Origin of the sequence: Burkholderia sp. Ed8 (assembly GCF_040761425.1) — a bacterium.
Taxonomy (GTDB): domain Bacteria; phylum Pseudomonadota; class Gammaproteobacteria; order Burkholderiales; family Burkholderiaceae; genus Burkholderia; species Burkholderia seminalis.
Window position 1 is genome coordinate 2,916,070 of the sequence record NZ_CP142885.1, and the last position, 15,761, is coordinate 2,931,830.

Genomic DNA, 15,761 nt, shown 5'->3' on the forward strand with positions numbered 1-15,761 from the left:
AACGACGTTCCTGCCATGACCGCTTCCGCTTCCCGTCCCCTGCTCGGCTGCATCGCCGACGATTTCACCGGCGCGACCGATCTCGCGAACATGCTCGTCAAGAGCGGCATGCGCACCGTGCAGACGATCGGCGTGCCCGCCGGCGCTGCCACGCTCGACGCCGATGCGATCGTCGTCGCGCTGAAGTCGCGCACGATCCCCGCGGCCGACGCCGTCGCGCAATCGCTCGACGCGTACGCGTGGCTGCGCGCGCAGGGCTGCCGCCAGTTTTTCTTCAAGTACTGCTCGACGTTCGACTCGACCGACACGGGCAACATCGGGCCGGTGGCCGACGCGCTGCTCGACGCGGCCGGCGGCGGCTTCACGATCGCGTGCCCGGCGTTCCCGGAGAACGGCCGCACGATCTACCGCGGTCACCTGTTCGTCGGCGACGTGCTGCTGAACGAATCGGGGATGGAGAACCACCCGCTCACGCCGATGAAGGACGCGAACCTCGTGCGCGTGCTGCAGCGGCAGACGAAGTCGGCGGTCGGCCTGATCCGCTACGACACGATCGCGCTCGGCGCGGCCGCCGTGCGCACGCGGATCGAGCAATTGCGCGCGGAAGGCGCCCGCTTCGCGATCGCCGACGCGCTGTCGGACCGCGACCTCTACGTGCTCGGCGAAGCGTGCGCGGGCCTGCCGCTCGTTACCGGCGGCTCGGGCATCGCGCTCGGCCTGCCGGCGAATTTCCGCCGCGCGGAGCAATTGCCCGAGCGCGACAACGCGGCGTCGCTGCCGCGTCTCGACGGGCTGTCGGCCGTGCTCGCCGGCAGCGCGTCGAAAGCCACCCACGCGCAGGTCGCCGCGTGGCGCGCGACGCGGCCGAGCTTCCGCATCGATCCGCTCGCGGCGTCACGCGGCGAGCTCGTCGTCGATCAGGCGCTCGCCTTTGCACGCTCGCACCTGCCGCAACCCGTGCTGATCTACGCAACGGCGACGCCCGACGAAGTGAAGGCCGTGCAGCAGGCACTCGGCGTCGAGGCCGCCAGCCATCTCGTCGAAAGCACGCTCGCGGCGATCGCACGCGGCCTGCGCGCGCTCGGCGTGCGCAAGTTCGTCGTCGCCGGCGGCGAAACGTCCGGCGCGGTCGTGCAGGCGCTCGACGTGAAATCGCTGCAGATCGGCGCGCAGATCGATCCGGGCGTGCCGGCCACCGCCACCATCGACGCCGAGCCGCTCGGCCTCGCGCTGAAATCCGGCAACTTCGGCACGACGGACTTTTTCGACAAGGCGCTGCGCGCGCTGGATGGAGCCGCACGATGAGCGACGAAGCGAAACTGCGCGAAGAGATCTGCGTGGTCGGTGCGAGCCTGTATGCGCGCGGCCATGCGGTCGGCAGCGCCGGCAACATCAGCGCGCGCCTGCCCGACGGCTGGCTGATCACGCCGACCGACGCCTGCCTCGGCCGGCTCGACCCGAACGACATCGCGAAGGTCGGCCCGGACGGCCAGCCCGTCTCGGGCGGCACGCCGTCGAAGACGCTCGCGCTGCATCGCGGCATCTACGCGCGCAACGCGGCAGCGAACGGCGTCGTCCACACGCATTCGACGCACCTCGTCGCCCTGACGCTCGCGGGCGTGTGGCGCGACACCGACGTGCTGCCGCCGATCACGCCGTACTACGTGATGAAGGTCGGCCACGTTCCGCTGATCCGCTACCGCCGCCCCGGCGACCCGGCCGTCGCGGCCGAGGTCGCGGCGCTGGCCGACCAAGTGCGCGGCGTGCTGCTCGACCGCCTCGGCCCCGTGATGTGGGGGCCGTCGGTATCGCAAGCGTCGTACGCGCTCGAGGAGCTCGAGGAGACGGCGCGGCTGTGGCTGATGACGAACCCGAAGCCCGAGCCGCTGTCCGACGCGGCGCTCGACGCGTTGCGCCAGCGCTTCGGCGCACGCTGGTAACGCCGCGCACCGCGCGCGTCACGCACCGATTCCCATGCCCGCCGTGTGCGCGGGCCTTTCCGTCAGCACACACACGATCCGGCGGCGTACGCGCCGCCGGCACACGACATACATGGAGACGACGATGACTGCTCTCGACGCGGCCGCAAGCCGCTCGCCCGCCGCGCCCGCCCAGGCGGCCGAACTCGACCGCACCTACAAGAAGGTGTTCTGGCGCATCGTGCCGTTCCTGATGCTCTGCTACGTGGTCGCGTATCTCGACCGCGTGAACGTCGGCTTCGCCAAGCTGCAGATGTCGCAGGATCTCGCGTTCAGCGAAACCGTGTTCGGGCTCGGCGCGGGCATCTTCTTCCTCGGCTATTTCCTGTTCGAGCTGCCGAGCAACCTGCTGATGCACCGCATCGGCGCGCGCATCTGGATCGCGCGGATCATGATCACGTGGGGCCTGCTGTCCGCGCTGTTCGCGTTCGTGAAGACGCCGACGCAGTTCTACGTGCTGCGCTTCCTGCTCGGCCTCGCGGAAGCCGGCTTCTATCCGGGGGTGATCCTGTACCTCACGTACTGGTTCCCGTCGCACCGGCGCGCGAAGATCATCGCGGTGTTCATGTCCGCGATTCCCGTGTCGGGCATCTTCGGCAACCCGCTGTCGGGCTGGATCATGGAGCGCTTCCACGGCGGCTCGGGCTTCCACGGCTGGCAATGGATGTTCATGATCGAAGCCGTGCCGGCCGTGCTCGTCGGCATCGCGACGATCCTGTATCTCGACAACAGCATCCGCGGCGCGAAGTGGCTCGACGAGCGCGAGAAGCAGCTCCTCGAGGACGAAATCGCCGCGCAGCCGCAGGAACGGCAGCAGCACGGCCATTCGCTGAAGGCCGTGTTCTCGGACCCGCGCATGTGGTGGATGTCGCTGATCTATTTCGCGTTCGTCACGGGCCAGTACGGCCTCACGTTCTGGATGCCGACGCTCGTGAAATCGACCGGCATCACCGACACGCTGCAGATCGGCCTGCTGTCCGCGATTCCGTTCGTCGTCGCGATCGTCGTGATGAACCTGTTCGGCCACAGCGCGGACAAGCGCCGCGAACGCCGCTGGCACCTGATCGTGCCGGCGCTGATGGGCGCGGTCGGGTTTGCGGTCGCCGCGTCGTACTCGCACAATACGGCGGTGTCGATCGTGTTCCTGTCGCTCGCGGCAGGCGGCGTGCTGACCTGCGCGCCGCTGTTCTGGTCGCTGCCGACCGCGTTCCTCGCGGGCTCCGCGGCAGCGGCCGGGATCGCGATCATCAACTCGGTCGGCAACCTCGCCGGGTTCGCGAGCCCGTACGTGATCGGCTACCTGAAGGACGTCACGCACAGCACGTCGTCCGGCATGTACGTGCTGGCCGCGATGCTCGTGATCGGCGCGCTCGCCGTGTGGCTCACGCCCGCGAAACTCGTGAACCGCTGATCCGGCTGCCTTCATTCGACGCGGGGTGCCTGGCGCCCCGCCCCAATCATTCACAGGACCCGCTGCCATGCCACGCTTCGCCGCCAACCTCTCGATGATGTACACCGAGCATGCGTTCCTCGAACGCTTCGCCGCTGCCTCGTACGACGGTTTCAAGGCCGTCGAGTACCTGTTCCCGTACGACTTCGCGGCAGAGGACATCCGCGCGCGTCTCGACGCGCACCATCTCGAACAGGCGCTGTTCAACGCGCCGCCGGGCGACTGGGCCGCGGGCGAACGCGGCATCGCGTCGCTGCCGGGCCGCGAGGACGAGTTCCGGCGCGGCATCGACCAGGCGCTCGACTATGCGCGCGTGCTCGGCAACAAGAAACTGCACGTGATGGCCGGCATGGTCGCGCCGGGCGCCGACCGCGCGCGCCATCGCGACACCTACCTCGCGAACCTGCGCCATGCGGCGCAAGCCGCCGCCGCGCACGGCATCACGGTCCTGATCGAGCCGATCAACCAGCGCGACATGCCCGGCTATTTCCTGAGCCGCCAGGACGACGCGCAGGCGATCCGCGCGGAAATCGGCGCGCCGAACCTGAAGGTGCAGTTCGACTGCTACCACTGCCAGATCGTCGAAGGCGATCTCGCGATGAAGCTCAAGCGCGATTTCGCGGGCATCGGTCACATCCAGATCGCCGGCGTGCCCGAGCGCCACGAGCCGGATGTCGGCGAACTCAACTACCCGTACCTGTTCGCGCTGATCGACGCGCTCGGCTACGACGGCTGGATCGGCTGCGAATACCGCCCGAAGGCCGGCACGTCGGAAGGCCTCGGCTGGCTCAGGCCGTACCTGTAATTCACGCATTCCTCAGAGGGCAACGAACATGAAAGTACTGATCACCGGCGGTGCCGGCTTTCTCGGCCAGCGTCTCGCGCGCAAGCTCCTCGAGCGCGGCGAGCTGACCGGCCCGGACGGCCGGACCGGCAAGATCGACGAGCTGGTGCTGCTCGACGTCGTCAAGGGCAGCGATTTCGGCGATGCGCGCGTGACGTCGATCGTCGGCGACATCGCGGATCGCGCCGTGCTCGAAAGCGCGATCGACACGCGGACGGGCGCGATCTTCCACCTCGCGGCGATCGTCAGCGGGCAGGCCGAAGCCGATTTCGATCTCGGCATGCGGATCAACCTCGACGCGTCGCGCGCGCTGCTCGAAGTGTGCCGCGCACGCGGCCACCGGCCGCGCGTCGTGTTCACGAGCTCCGTCGCGGTGTATGGCGGCACGCTGCCCGACGTCGTGCAGGACGACACCGCACTGAACCCGCAATCGTCGTACGGCGCCGAGAAGGCGATCGCCGAGCTGCTGCTGTGCGACTACGCGCGGCGCGGCTTCGTCGACGGCCGCGTGCTGCGGTTGCCGACCATCAGCGTGCGGCCGGGCCGGCCGAACGCCGCCGCGTCGTCGTTCGCGAGCGGCATCATCCGCGAACCGCTGAACGGCGAGGAAAGCGTCTGCCCGGTGCCCGGCTCGACGCGGCTGTGGCTGCTGTCGCCGCGCGGCGCGATCGACGCGCTCGTCGCCGGTTGCGAGCTCGACGGCGCGGCGCTCGGCAACAAGCGCGTAATCAACCTGCCGGGCCTGTCGGTCTCGGTCGACGAAATGATCGAAGCGCTGCGCGAGGTCGCGGGCAACGAGGTCGTGAAGCTGATCCGTCATGCGCCCGACGAACGCATCGAGAAGATCGTCGGCAGTTGGCCGGGCCGCTGGGACACGTCGCGCGCGGAAGCGCTCGGGTTGAAGGGCGATACGTCGTTCGCCGACGTGATCCGCGGTCATATCGCCGACGCGCAGCGCTGACTCGCGCGTCGCGCCTCATGCGGCCGGGTCAGCGCGGCCGGGCGGATTCTCCGGCGGGCAACGACGCGGGTGTCGTGCCGCCCGGCCGGTTCGACGAACCGGCCGCCCATTGCCACGCCAGCAGGCCCGGCAGATAGAACAGCAAGTCGCGCACGCGGCGGGCGCCGGCCAGCGCCAGGCAGGTCGGCGGGTCGAACCCGAGCAGCCCGCCGATCAGCACGAACCCGCCCTCCTGCACCCCCAGGCCGCCCGGCATCAGGAACGCGATGCTGCTCACCAGCTGGATCAGCGCCTCGATCGCGAGCGCCTGCGCAAACGTCGGATCGGCGCCGAGGAAATACAGCGCCAGCCAGATTTCCAGCGCGTAACCCGCGAACTGCAGCGTCTGCCAGATCGCCAGGTAGCGCACGACGACGCCCGTCTTTCTCCAGATCAACCGGATCGACTGATCGGTCCGCGCCGATTCGCCGACCAGCGCCACCACCTTGCCGCTCATGACACGGTTGAGTACGCGCATCGCGCGCTCGAACGGCCGCGCATGCTGCACCAGCGCGAACAGCAGCAGCACCGGCACCAGCGCGGCCATCCCGATCGCGAGGTGCGCGGCCACCCGCGCGGCATCGGACGACACGCGTTCGAGCACGTAGCCGATCGCGACCAGTGCGAAGACCAGCTGACTGATCAGCGTCAGCTGCATGTCGGCGACGAGGCTCGCCACGACGGTCGCCGGACGCACGCCGGCCTGCCGCAGCAGGCCGAACGACACGATCTCGCCGCCGATGCGCGCGACCGGCAGCAACCCGTTGACCGATTCGCGGATCCACACGAGCTTCAGCATCGTCACGAACGACGGCCGGCGCGGGCCGCGGATCAGCATCCGCCAGTCCCACGCATTCGCGAGCATCGGCAGGATGTGCGCGAGCGCGGCGACCAGCAGCCCCGCGCCGGCGATCCGCAGGCGATGCAGGATATCGAGCGGATGTTCGCGCCAGATCAGCCACACCGCGAGCGCCAGCCCGCCGAGCGCGGCCGCGCGCCCCGCCTGCCGCAGCCGGGCGTCGCCGCGCACGGCGCCCGGTTCCGCACGGGCGGCGTCGGTGTTGGTGCCGGTGGTCACGATTCAGCGGCCGGCGACAGCAGGCCTTCCCGGTCGACGTGAAAGCGCGTGCCACGCCACACGACATGCGACGAAAAGAAGCTCGATACGAACACGACGAACTGGAGCAGATCGACGAACGGCAGCTGGAACGCGCCGCGCAGGCCCGCGCCGGTCGCGCGGCTCGTCTTCACCATCAGCAGCACCCGCGCGGCGAGTGCCGCGATCGTCAGCGCGCATGCGGCGGCCGCGCCGCCCGAGAACAGCAGCGCCAGCAGCGCGAGCGGCAGCGGGTGCATCAGCACCGACCCCGCATGACCGAGCCGGTCGGCCGCGCGAATCGTGCAGCTCCAGCGCAACTCGTGTGCGTACAACCGCGCGAACGTCTCCTCGACACACGCGTGCCCGACGACGAACGGCGGAATGACGACCTGCGCGCCCGCCTGCCGCACCGCCTCGCCGAGTGCGTGATCTTCCGCCAGGTGATGCGCGAAACGCGCCAGCCCGCCGATGCGTTCGAGCGTCTCGCGCGTGATCGCAATCGTCTGCCCGAAGCACGGCCGCGCGCGCCCGATGACGAGCCCGGTGATCACGCCCGGCAGGAAATGGTAGTTCGTCATCGCGACGGCGACGCCGGGCCAGAAGCCTGGCGACGCGACGCCGCGATACACGCTCGTCACGATGCCGACATCCGGCTGCTGTAGCGCGCCGACGACGGCGCGCAGATAATCGCGCTCGACCACCACGTCGCTATCGGCGAGACAGAGCACCGCATGCTCCGCATGTTCGAGCATGTTCACGAGATTGGCGATCTTGCGGTTCGGCCCGTACAGCCGCGCATCGGCGACGACCTTGATGTTCGCGTCCGGGTAGCGTGCGCGCAGCGTTTCGACGGCCGCGAGTGCCGCGTCGCCGGCATCGTGCACGCCGAACAGGTGCTGGATGGGCCCCGGATAATTCTGCACGAAGCCGCTTTCGAGATGCTGGACGAGATTCCATTCGTCGCCGTGCAGCGGCTTCGCGACGGTGACGCCCGGATACGCGCGCGGCTCCGCCGCCGCCCGGGAAAAGAACCGGCCGACCAGCACGCTGGCCGTGATCGTATACGCAATGCCCAGCACCACGCCCAGCCCGCAGACGATCGACATTGCCCCGGCCAGCGCGTGCAGCACATGCAGCAGAATCATGCTTCTCCCCAGTGGTGACCCGTACGACCGCGACGCCCGGGAACGGCGGCGCGCACGCGGGCTCACCCGTGCACGCCGCCGTATCGGTTCCCGTTGAGCCGGATATGAAGGACGACCCAGCGACGGTACGCGCAATCAGATGACACAACTACCGTGCGGCGATCGATACCCGTCATGCGCACATCGCCACATGCCAGCGCGGACCTGAACGCCGCGCCGGCGAGCTTGCGAACCGAAAGAATGGCGGCGGCGAGCGCCACGACGATCGAGAGGCGAAACGTCATCGTGGTAAAAAACGCTTCCGGTACGCGCCATGCAAGCAACGAGACCAGCACGAAACACTGGATGAACATGCCGGCCAGTGCGGCGATCAGCAGGTAGGCACGCCATCGCTCGATCGTCGAGGATGCCATCAGGATTGAACCTCCCGTACGGGCGACACGCATCGACCGTAGGTCGATCGAAAGGATCGCGGATTGACGGGCGGGTGCGTCCGGCTCGCGCCGCACGCACCCGCCCGGTTCGGGATCTGGGGAAACGGAGAACCGCCCGAGAAATGTCGTGGCCGATGGTAGCGGGATTAACGGCGCCAAACCTTAAGCGTTCTTCAGAATCGCGCGACATTCGCACGGGGTCCGATTACATTCCATTGCACGGCGCGCGTGGTCAGGCTCGTACAATCGCGCATGTCCGTACACGAATCGACCATGCGACTCCTCCTTGTTGAAGACGACGACCTGATCGGCAGCGGCCTCGAGATCAGCCTCAGCCAGGCCGGCTATCACGTCGACTGGTTGCGCGACGGTCATGCCGCCGCCACCGCACTCGCGACGACGCGCTTCGCGCTCGTCGTGCTCGATCTCGGCCTGCCCGGCAAATCGGGAACGGAACTGCTGCGCGCGCTGCGCGAGGCGGGCGAGACGGTCCCCGTGCTGGTGCTGACCGCGCGCGGCACCGTGGCCGACCGCGTGCGCGGCCTCGACGACGGCGCGGACGACTATCTCGCGAAGCCGTTCGAGCTGTCCGAAGTGCTCGCCCGCTGCCGCGCGCTCGTGCGACGCTCGCAGGGCCGGGCCGGCGATGAAATCGTGTGGCGCGACATCACGATCGACCTGACCGCGCATACGGTGACGCGCGATGCGGCGCGCATCGCGCTCACGTCGCGCGAGTGGGCGATCCTCGTTCAGCTCGTCAGTCACCCGGGCGTTCCGCAGTCGCGCGCGCACCTCGAGGACAGCCTGTACGGCTGGCAGGAAGGCATCGAAAGCAATGCGATCGAGGTTCATGTTTCGAACCTGCGCAAGAAGCTCGGCGCGGAACTGATCCGCACCGTCCGCGGCATCGGCTACGTCGTCGACCTCCGATGATCGCGCGCTCGATACGACGCCGCGTGTCGCTGATGGCGATCGGCTGCGTGACCGTCGTCTGGCTCGTCGCCGTGTTCGACAGCATCCACTACGCGACGCGCGAGATCGGCGAATGGGAAGACGCCCGTCTCGCCGAATACGCGTCGCTGCTGGTCAATCTCGCGCCGGCCGACCTCGACCGCCTCGCCCGCGTGCCGCCCGACGCACGGGTCGAACTCGCGTTCGGCGCGTCGGCGCACGGCGCCGCCAACGACGGCGATCGCTTGCCGCGCGACGTGCTGTTCGATGTGCGCGACGCGCAAGGCAACGTCGTTGCGTCGAGCCTGCCCGCGACCGCGGCAGCGTTGCCCGATGCGCGCGACCCGCTCGGTGCGCCGCGGACGATCGTCATCGGCGATACGCCGTGGCGCACGTACGCACTGCGCGACAGCACGTCGGGGCGCCGCGTGCGCGTGATGGAGACCGTCAATACGCGCAGCGACCTGGCGACCGGCATCGCGCGCGGCATCGTCCTGCCGTTGATCGTCGCGTTGCCGGTGCTCGCGCTGCTGCTCTGGGTCACGATCGCCCGCAGCCTCGCGCCGTTGAAGACCCTGTCCGCGCTGATCGGCGCGCGCGATGCGCGCTCGCTCGAACCGCTCGGCATCGCGACCGTGCCGGACGAAGTGCGCACGCTGGTCGACGCGATCGACCGCCTGATGGCGAGGCTGCGGCAATCGATCGTGCGCGAGCGCGCGTTCACGTCCGACGCCGCGCACGAACTGAAGACGCCGCTCGCCGCGATCAAGGTGCAGGCGCAGGTGGCGATCGCGACCGACGATCCGGCGCACAAGCAGCTGGCGATGCAGCGCGTCGTGCAAGGCGTCGACCGCAGCGCGCGGCTCGCCGAGCAGTTGCTGCTGCTCGCCCGGCTCGACGAGTATGAACGCATTCCGACGCGCGCGGTCGTCGTGCGCGAACTCGTCGACGCCGCCATCGACCGCCATCTGGCGAAGGCCGCCGACAAGGACATCGCCATCGCGGCCGGCGGCCTCTCCACGCGCGCAATCGGTGCCGATCCGATCCTGATCGGCATCCTGCTCGACAATCTCGTCGACAACGCCGTCAAGTACGGCCGCCGTGGCGGGCGCATCGACATCGGCGTGTACGACGACGGCGCATGGCAACGCATCGTCGTGCGCGACGACGGGCCCGGTGTCGCGCCCGGCGAGCACGAACGGCTTGGCGACCGTTTCTATCGCGGCAGCGGTGCGCAGTCGCCCGGCAGCGGGCTCGGGCTGTCGATCGTCACCCGCATCGCGCAGTATTTCGGCGGCACCGTGCAGTTCGAGTCCGGCATCGGCGGGCAGGGCCTCGGCGTGGCGATCGCGCTGCCGTCGGCGGATGCGGGCGGATCGACGCCGCGTGCTTAACGTTTCGTTAAGGATTCGACCGTAAAATCCCCCCGAAACCGTGTCCCTTTCATCCGTCCGGAGTCTCCATGTCCGCACCCGCCCGTTATGACGCCGTCGCCCGTTTTCTTCACTGGCTGATCGTGGCGCTGATCGTCGCGCAATACGCGATCGGCTGGACGATGCCCGACGTGCATCGCGACACGCAACCGGTCGGCCTGATCGCCGCGCACCTGATCGTCGGCACGGCACTGCTCGCGGCGATGGCATGCCGCGTGCTGTGGCGCGCGACGCATCGACCGCCTGCCAGCGACCTGTCGCCCGCGATGCGCGTGCTGTCGGGCGCCACGCATGGCGCGCTCTACGCGCTGCTGATCGCGGTGCCGCTGCTCGGCTGGATCAACGCGTCGTCGCGCGCGTGGGCCGTGACGCTGGTCGACGTCATTCCGTTGCCGGCGCTGTCGGCGGCCGGCTCCGGATTCGGGCACGCGATGGGCGACGTGCACGGCGTCCTCGCGTGGGTATTGTTCGCCGGCATCTGCCTGCACGTGGCGGCCGCGCTGTTGCACCGCTTCGTGCTGCGCGACCAGGTCGTGCAGCGCATGATGCCCTGGTGATCGACCTGCCGGCTCATCGGAGCCGGTCGACCCGCTGATCGCGACGCCGCGCGAAGCGGCGTGCAATCAGCGGCACGACAACCGGCGCCCTTCGGCCACGTCGCGTGGCGCGCAGAAGGGCATGCGGCTTGCCGCCCCGTGAACACGACGGCCGGACCTCACACACGATCACGTCGGCACCTAGTTGCTGGTTTGCACCGGCATGCCGGCAGCCGGCGCATGCGCGGCGGACGCCGCCATTCGCGCGCGATCCTGCTCGGCGAGCTTCGCCTCCGCGGCCTGGATGTCCGCCGGATACTCGCCGTCGTCGCCCTTCGCCGGGTCGTACCCGGCCGCTTCCAGACGCATCAGTTCGTCGCGAACCTGCGCGCGCGTCAGCGGCGCGGCCGCTTGCGCGAATGCCGACTGACCGACGATCGAGCCGATTATTGTCAGTAGTGCGATATATGTTCTCATCATGAACTCCTTCGATGTTGCGTATCGATCAACCGCGGGGAATGCGTGACCTGCGGAGGCAGGCCGGTCAGTCAGCTGCCGAAATAGATCGTGCAGAAGCTCGCGGGGCCGACGCATGCGGCCGCGCGCGGATGCGACAGCATCGTCGCCGGCCTGCCGGCTTCGGACGACACGGCCGGATCGCCGCCGATCGCGGTGCTCGCCTGGCGCTGCGGCATCCGTTCGGCCTGTTGCCGGAACAGCGGGCTCACGTCCGGATACGACGTATCGGTCACGAAGCGCAACCCGTTGTGTTCCGCGTCGATCAGTTGTTGCGTGACCTGCGCGCGCGTCAGCGCCTGTGCCGACGCTTGCGTCGCGACACCCGCGACGGACATCGCCACCACCGTGGCGGCCACCAGCCAATGCGTATTCATGTTTCACTCCTTCAGAAGTCAACGAGACGACGTGCTACACCCGTATGACGACGGCCGGGCTGCGTTTATTCCCTGCCGGTCGATCCGCGCGACGGGCGTCCGTCAAACTGTCATTCATTCGTCAGCCGGCGTAACCTGACGTAACGCAGCGCCCGTTGCGGATCGGGCAGACTGACGTCACCTTCTGCGGATCGCACCCCGATCGACCATGTCCGTCGCTTACGACTATGCAGCCGGCCTGCTGCGCACCCTGTACGACCGCCATCTCGATGGCGGCGCGGTGCTCGACACGGCCACGTTCCCGGACGCCGAACGTTTCGTGCGCGCATGGCCCGCGATCCGGGCCGAAGCGCTCGCCGTCGCGCGCGACATGCCGCGCATCCCGCGCTTTCACGAAATCATGCGCGAGCAGTACGACATCTCGGCCAACGATGCACGCGACTGGCGGATGTTCATCATGCAGGCGTACGGCCAGCGATTCCCGCGCAACCTGGCGCGCTGCCCGACCATCGCATCGATCGTCGCGGCCTCGCCGGACGTGCTGTCGGCGTCACTGTCGTTCCTCGCGCCCGGCAAGCACATCCCGCCGCATCGCGGGCCGTTTCGCGGCATCCTGCGCGGCTATCTCGTGCTGTCGATGCCGAAGCGCGCGGACGGCTCGCCGGCCGCGGTGCTGAAGGTCGACGGTCGCGAATACCGGCTCGACGAAGGCCGCTTCCTGCTGTGGGACGACACGTTCACGCACGAGGTGTGGAACGACAGCGAGGCAGTGCGCATCGTGCTGCTGCTCGACATCCGCCGGCGCGGCATGCCGCGCCTGCTCACGTGGCTGTCGAATGCGGTGATCGGCGTCGTGCGGCTCGGGATCCGGATCCGCGGGCGGTCGATTCCGGTCTAGTTCCAGCGCGCAAGCGGCGCGCGCATGCCGGCGCAGCGCCCCCTCCCCCGACTTTCGGCTTCCTGCGGATCGCCTACACTACAGACCGTCCCTTCCGCACGGCTCCTGACAGCCACCGCCATGGCGCACCTCTTCTTCGCCGCGTCGATCCAGCGGCATATCGAAACGCCCGAACGCGACCTCGACGCGCGCACGGTCGGCGAAGCGTTCGACACCGTTTTCAGCGAGCAGCCGCGGCTGCGCGGCTACATCCTCGACGACCAGGGCGCGCTGCGAAAGCATCTGTCGGTGTTCATCGACGGCCAGCCGATACGCGACCGGCAGCGCCTGTCCGATGCGCTCGACGACGCCAGCCGCGTGTATGTCGTCCAGGCGCTGACGGGCGGATAAAGGGACGGATGCATCGAACCGGACCCGGCGCCCGAACGCCGGGCCGCCCGCTCAGGAGACATCGCACATGAACGATCGACTGCTCGTCGCCACCCGCAAGGGCCTGTTCATCCTGCATCCCGACGGGGGCGGCGGCTGGACGCCCGGCGAACCGCACTTCATCGGCGAACCCGTCAGCATGGTGCTCGCCGACCCGCGCGACGGCACGCTGTATGCGGCGCTCAACCTCGGCCACTTCGGCGTGAAGCTGCATCGGCTGCGCGCCGGCGCCGCCGACTGGGAAGAATGCGCGGTCCCCGTCTACCCGCCGCGACCGGCCGACGCCGTGCCCACCGGCACCGGCGACGCGGACGACGAGCCGTCCGGCACGCCGCAGCCGCCGTGGACGCTTCAGCAGATCTGGTCGCTCGAAGCCGGCGGCGCGGACGAGCCGGGCGTGCTGTGGGCCGGCACGATTCCCGGCGGGCTGTTCCGCTCCGACGACCACGGCGATTCGTGGGTACTCAACCGCGCGCTGTGGGATCGCCCCGAGTGCGCCGAATGGGGCGGCGGCGGGTACGATGCGCCGGGCATCCACTCGGTGATGGTCGATCCGCGCGACAGCCGGCACGTGACGGTCGGCATCTCGTGCGGCGGCGTCTGGCAGACCGCGGACGGCGGCGCGACGTGGCGCGTGACCGCGCAAGGCATGGAAGCCGACTACATGCCGCCCGAGCGGCGCGGCGAGCCGAACGCGCAGGATCCGCACCGCGTCGTGCAATGCGCGGCCGATCCGGACGTGCTGTGGACACAGCACCACTGCGCGATCTTCCGCTCGACCGACGGCGCCGAGCACTGGCGGCGAATCGACGCGCAACCGTCGAGCTTCGGCTTCGCGGTGGCCGTGCATCCGCGCGAACCGGACACCGCGTGGTTCGTGCCGGCCGTGAAGGATGCGTGCCGCATTCCGGTGAACGGCCGGCTCGTCGTCACGCGCACGCGCGACGGCGGGCAAAGTTTCGAAAGCCTGTCGAACGGATTGCCGGCCGCGCCGGCCTACGACCTCGTGTACCGGCACGGGCTCGCGGTGGACGATACCGGCATGCGCCTCGCGATGGCGTCGACGACCGGCGGGTTATGGACCTCCGCCGACGGCGGCGACCACTGGCGCCAGGTATCCGCGCATTTGCCGCCGGTCTATTGCGTCAGCTTCGGGTAACGACGCGACGGTCGCCGGGCGCCATCCGCGCGACCGCCGCGCGCGTCTGCGCGATTTCCGCGTCGAGCCAGTCGAGAAACCGCGCGATCTGCGGCTCGCGCTCGCGCCCGGGGCGGCACAGTGCGACGAAACGCGCGCCGTCGAGCCGCACCGAAGGCTCGATCGGCATCAGCGCACCGCGCTCGACGTGCTCGGCGGCCAGCACCGAACTCAACAACGCGACACCCTGCCCGTGCAGCACGGCCTGCAACGCGTAATGCTCGTCGTCGTAATGGCGAAACACCGCGCGTTCGAGCCACGTTTCGCGGCCGGCCGCGCGACACCACGACGCCCAGTCGACCGACACGGGCAGCGGGGTATCCCACACGGTCTCGATCAAGTCGAGCGGCTCGTCGGTGCGATGCGCATCGAAGCCGGTGGCCGCAAACGCGCCGAAATACTCGTCGATCAACGCGATCTCGTGCAGCGCGGGAAACGTGCGCGACGTCGCGCGAATCGCCAGATCGATCCGCGCCTCGCGTTCGAGATCGACGAGCGTGTTGCCAGTCTCGACCTTGATGTGCAGCTGCGGATCGATGCGGCGAAACGCGCCGAGACGCGGGATCAGCCACATCGCCGCGAAGGCGGGCGTGGTGGTCAGCACGAGCGGGCGCTCGCCGGCGGTATCGGGCCGCAACGCATCCAGCCCGCGGCTGAGCGCGAGCAACGCATCGTGGCTCGCGCGAAACAGTTGCGCGCCTTCCTCCGTCAGCCGTACGCCGCTCGCGCCGCGCTCGAATAGCAGCACGCCGAGCCGGCTTTCGAGCGACTTGATCTGATGCGACACGGCGGCCGGCGTCACGGACAGTTCGTCCGCGGCGGCCTTGAACGTGCCGAGCCGCGCCGACGACTCGAATACACGCAATGCGGTCAGGGGGATTTTCGAGAACACGGGGCCTCGCGGGCCGGATACGGCCGGGTTGAATTCGATTCAATCCGGGTGAGATTAGGTGAATTGAAGCGGGTGTGCAACGCGGCTAGCCTTGCGGGACGTCGCGGCACACCGCCCCGACGATTACCGTCCAACCGGAGAAACACCGTGCAAGGCCTACCGCGCAGAATCACGCAGGCGGTGCTCTACGAAGCGATCGCCATCTCCTGCATCTCGCCCGCGATCGCGGCGATCTTCAGGCAGGACCTCGTCTATTCCGGCGCGCTGTCGGCGACGATGTCGGCGATCGCGCTGCTGTGGAACATGATCTTCAATGCGCTGTTCGAGCGCTGGGAAGCGTCGCGCCGACAGCCGTCGCGTACGCTCGGGCGGCGGCTCCTGCATGCGACCGGATTCGAAGGCGGGCTCATCTTCATGCTCGTGCCGGTCGTGTCGTGGTGGCTCGACATCTCGTGGTTCGACGCGTTCGTCGTCGATATCGGGTTGTTCGCGTTCTTCTTCTGCTACGCGTTCGTGTTCCAGTGGGCGTTCGATCGCGTGTTCGACGTGCCGGCGGCGACGAAGACGTCGTGAGCCGGAC

18 protein-coding genes are annotated in these 15,761 nt (G+C 69.0%); 12 read left to right on the forward strand and 6 right to left on the reverse strand.

Annotated elements, in window-relative coordinates:
- The first annotated feature begins 15 nt into the window (after window positions 1-15).
- The 5 genes from otnK (at window position 16) to denD (ending at window position 5,234) form a co-directional block, all read left to right on the forward strand.
- Window positions 16-1,305, forward strand: a complete 1,290-nt coding sequence (gene otnK / locus VXM69_RS13255) for a 3-oxo-tetronate kinase (protein ID WP_367188733.1) — start codon at window positions 16-18, stop codon at window positions 1,303-1,305.
- Entirely contained in the window at window positions 1,302-1,940 is a 639-nt protein-coding gene (locus VXM69_RS13260; RefSeq protein WP_034186024.1) for an aldolase, read from the forward strand. Before otnK ends, VXM69_RS13260 begins: the two co-directional genes overlap by 4 nt.
- Window positions 1,941-2,064: 124 nt before the next feature.
- Window positions 2,065-3,390, forward strand: coding sequence for an MFS transporter (locus VXM69_RS13265; RefSeq protein WP_059556935.1), 1,326 nt, complete (start codon window positions 2,065-2,067; stop codon window positions 3,388-3,390).
- A 67-nt stretch (window positions 3,391-3,457) separates the two neighbouring features.
- Complete coding sequence (gene otnI / locus VXM69_RS13270) at window positions 3,458-4,234, forward strand: 2-oxo-tetronate isomerase (RefSeq protein WP_069705520.1); 777 nt, start codon at window positions 3,458-3,460, stop codon at window positions 4,232-4,234.
- A gap of 28 nt (window positions 4,235-4,262) precedes the next feature.
- Complete coding sequence (gene denD / locus VXM69_RS13275; protein ID WP_367188734.1) at window positions 4,263-5,234, forward strand: D-erythronate dehydrogenase; 972 nt, start codon at window positions 4,263-4,265, stop codon at window positions 5,232-5,234.
- Between the two features lie 28 nt (window positions 5,235-5,262).
- Here the strand turns inward: denD and VXM69_RS13280 are convergent, their stop codons facing one another.
- From VXM69_RS13280 to VXM69_RS13290, 3 genes are all read right to left on the reverse strand, one after another.
- Window positions 5,263-6,303, reverse strand: coding sequence for a lysylphosphatidylglycerol synthase domain-containing protein (locus VXM69_RS13280; RefSeq protein ID WP_367189241.1), 1,041 nt, complete (start codon window positions 6,301-6,303; stop codon window positions 5,263-5,265).
- A gap of 44 nt (window positions 6,304-6,347) precedes the next feature.
- Window positions 6,348-7,517, reverse strand: a complete 1,170-nt coding sequence (gene hpnI, locus VXM69_RS13285; protein ID WP_083286538.1) for a bacteriohopanetetrol glucosamine biosynthesis glycosyltransferase HpnI — start codon at window positions 7,515-7,517, stop codon at window positions 6,348-6,350.
- Between the two features lie 62 nt (window positions 7,518-7,579).
- Entirely contained in the window at window positions 7,580-7,963 is a 384-nt protein-coding gene (locus tag VXM69_RS13290) for a hypothetical protein (protein WP_034186019.1), read from the reverse strand.
- Between the two features lie 261 nt (window positions 7,964-8,224).
- Between VXM69_RS13290 and VXM69_RS13295 the strand changes: the two genes are divergently transcribed.
- The 3 genes from VXM69_RS13295 to VXM69_RS13305 all read left to right on the forward strand — a co-directional run bounded on the left by VXM69_RS13295 (window position 8,225) and on the right by VXM69_RS13305 (window position 10,892).
- A complete protein-coding gene (locus VXM69_RS13295) occupies window positions 8,225-8,884 on the forward strand; it encodes a response regulator (protein WP_034186018.1) in 660 nt (219 codons plus the stop codon).
- Window positions 8,881-10,296 carry an ATP-binding protein gene (locus VXM69_RS13300; RefSeq protein WP_367188735.1) on the forward strand — a complete coding sequence of 472 codons (1,416 nt, stop codon included), beginning with the start codon at window positions 8,881-8,883 and terminating at the stop codon, window positions 10,294-10,296. The genes VXM69_RS13295 and VXM69_RS13300 overlap by 4 nt, the downstream gene beginning before the upstream one ends.
- Before the next feature lie 68 nt (window positions 10,297-10,364).
- Entirely contained in the window at window positions 10,365-10,892 is a 528-nt protein-coding gene (locus VXM69_RS13305; RefSeq protein ID WP_367188736.1) for a cytochrome b, read from the forward strand.
- Window positions 10,893-11,072: 180 nt separating this feature from the next.
- On the opposite strand, the gene VXM69_RS13310 is transcribed toward VXM69_RS13305, so the two are convergent.
- Together VXM69_RS13310 and VXM69_RS13315 are read right to left on the reverse strand one after the other, a co-directional pair.
- Window positions 11,073-11,348 (reverse strand): DUF4148 domain-containing protein, encoded by a 276-nt coding sequence (locus tag VXM69_RS13310; RefSeq protein ID WP_059556975.1) that lies wholly within the window; start codon window positions 11,346-11,348, stop codon window positions 11,073-11,075.
- Between the two features lie 71 nt (window positions 11,349-11,419).
- A complete protein-coding gene (locus tag VXM69_RS13315) occupies window positions 11,420-11,764 on the reverse strand; it encodes a DUF4148 domain-containing protein (RefSeq protein ID WP_367188737.1) in 345 nt (114 codons plus the stop codon).
- 208 nt (window positions 11,765-11,972) lie between these two features.
- On the opposite strand from VXM69_RS13315, the gene VXM69_RS13320 reads away from it, so the two are divergent.
- The 3 genes from VXM69_RS13320 (at window position 11,973) to VXM69_RS13330 (ending at window position 14,250) form a co-directional block, all read left to right on the forward strand.
- Window positions 11,973-12,662, forward strand: coding sequence for an aspartyl/asparaginyl beta-hydroxylase domain-containing protein (locus VXM69_RS13320; protein WP_034186014.1), 690 nt, complete (start codon window positions 11,973-11,975; stop codon window positions 12,660-12,662).
- Window positions 12,663-12,782: 120 nt separating this feature from the next.
- On the forward strand, window positions 12,783-13,052 hold the full coding sequence (locus tag VXM69_RS13325) for a MoaD/ThiS family protein (RefSeq protein WP_034186013.1): 270 nt from the start codon (window positions 12,783-12,785) through the stop codon (window positions 13,050-13,052).
- Window positions 13,053-13,119: 67 nt separating this feature from the next.
- A complete protein-coding gene (locus VXM69_RS13330) occupies window positions 13,120-14,250 on the forward strand; it encodes a WD40/YVTN/BNR-like repeat-containing protein (protein ID WP_367188738.1) in 1,131 nt (376 codons plus the stop codon).
- Here the strand turns inward: VXM69_RS13330 and VXM69_RS13335 are convergent.
- Window positions 14,237-15,181, reverse strand: coding sequence for a LysR substrate-binding domain-containing protein (locus VXM69_RS13335; protein ID WP_034186011.1), 945 nt, complete (start codon window positions 15,179-15,181; stop codon window positions 14,237-14,239). The two genes, VXM69_RS13330 and VXM69_RS13335, sit on opposite strands and share 14 nt — an antisense overlap.
- A gap of 147 nt (window positions 15,182-15,328) precedes the next feature.
- On the opposite strand from VXM69_RS13335, the gene VXM69_RS13340 reads away from it, so the two are divergent.
- Window positions 15,329-15,754, forward strand: coding sequence for a PACE efflux transporter (locus tag VXM69_RS13340; RefSeq protein WP_034186010.1), 426 nt, complete (start codon window positions 15,329-15,331; stop codon window positions 15,752-15,754).
- Window positions 15,755-15,761 lie beyond the last annotated feature (7 nt).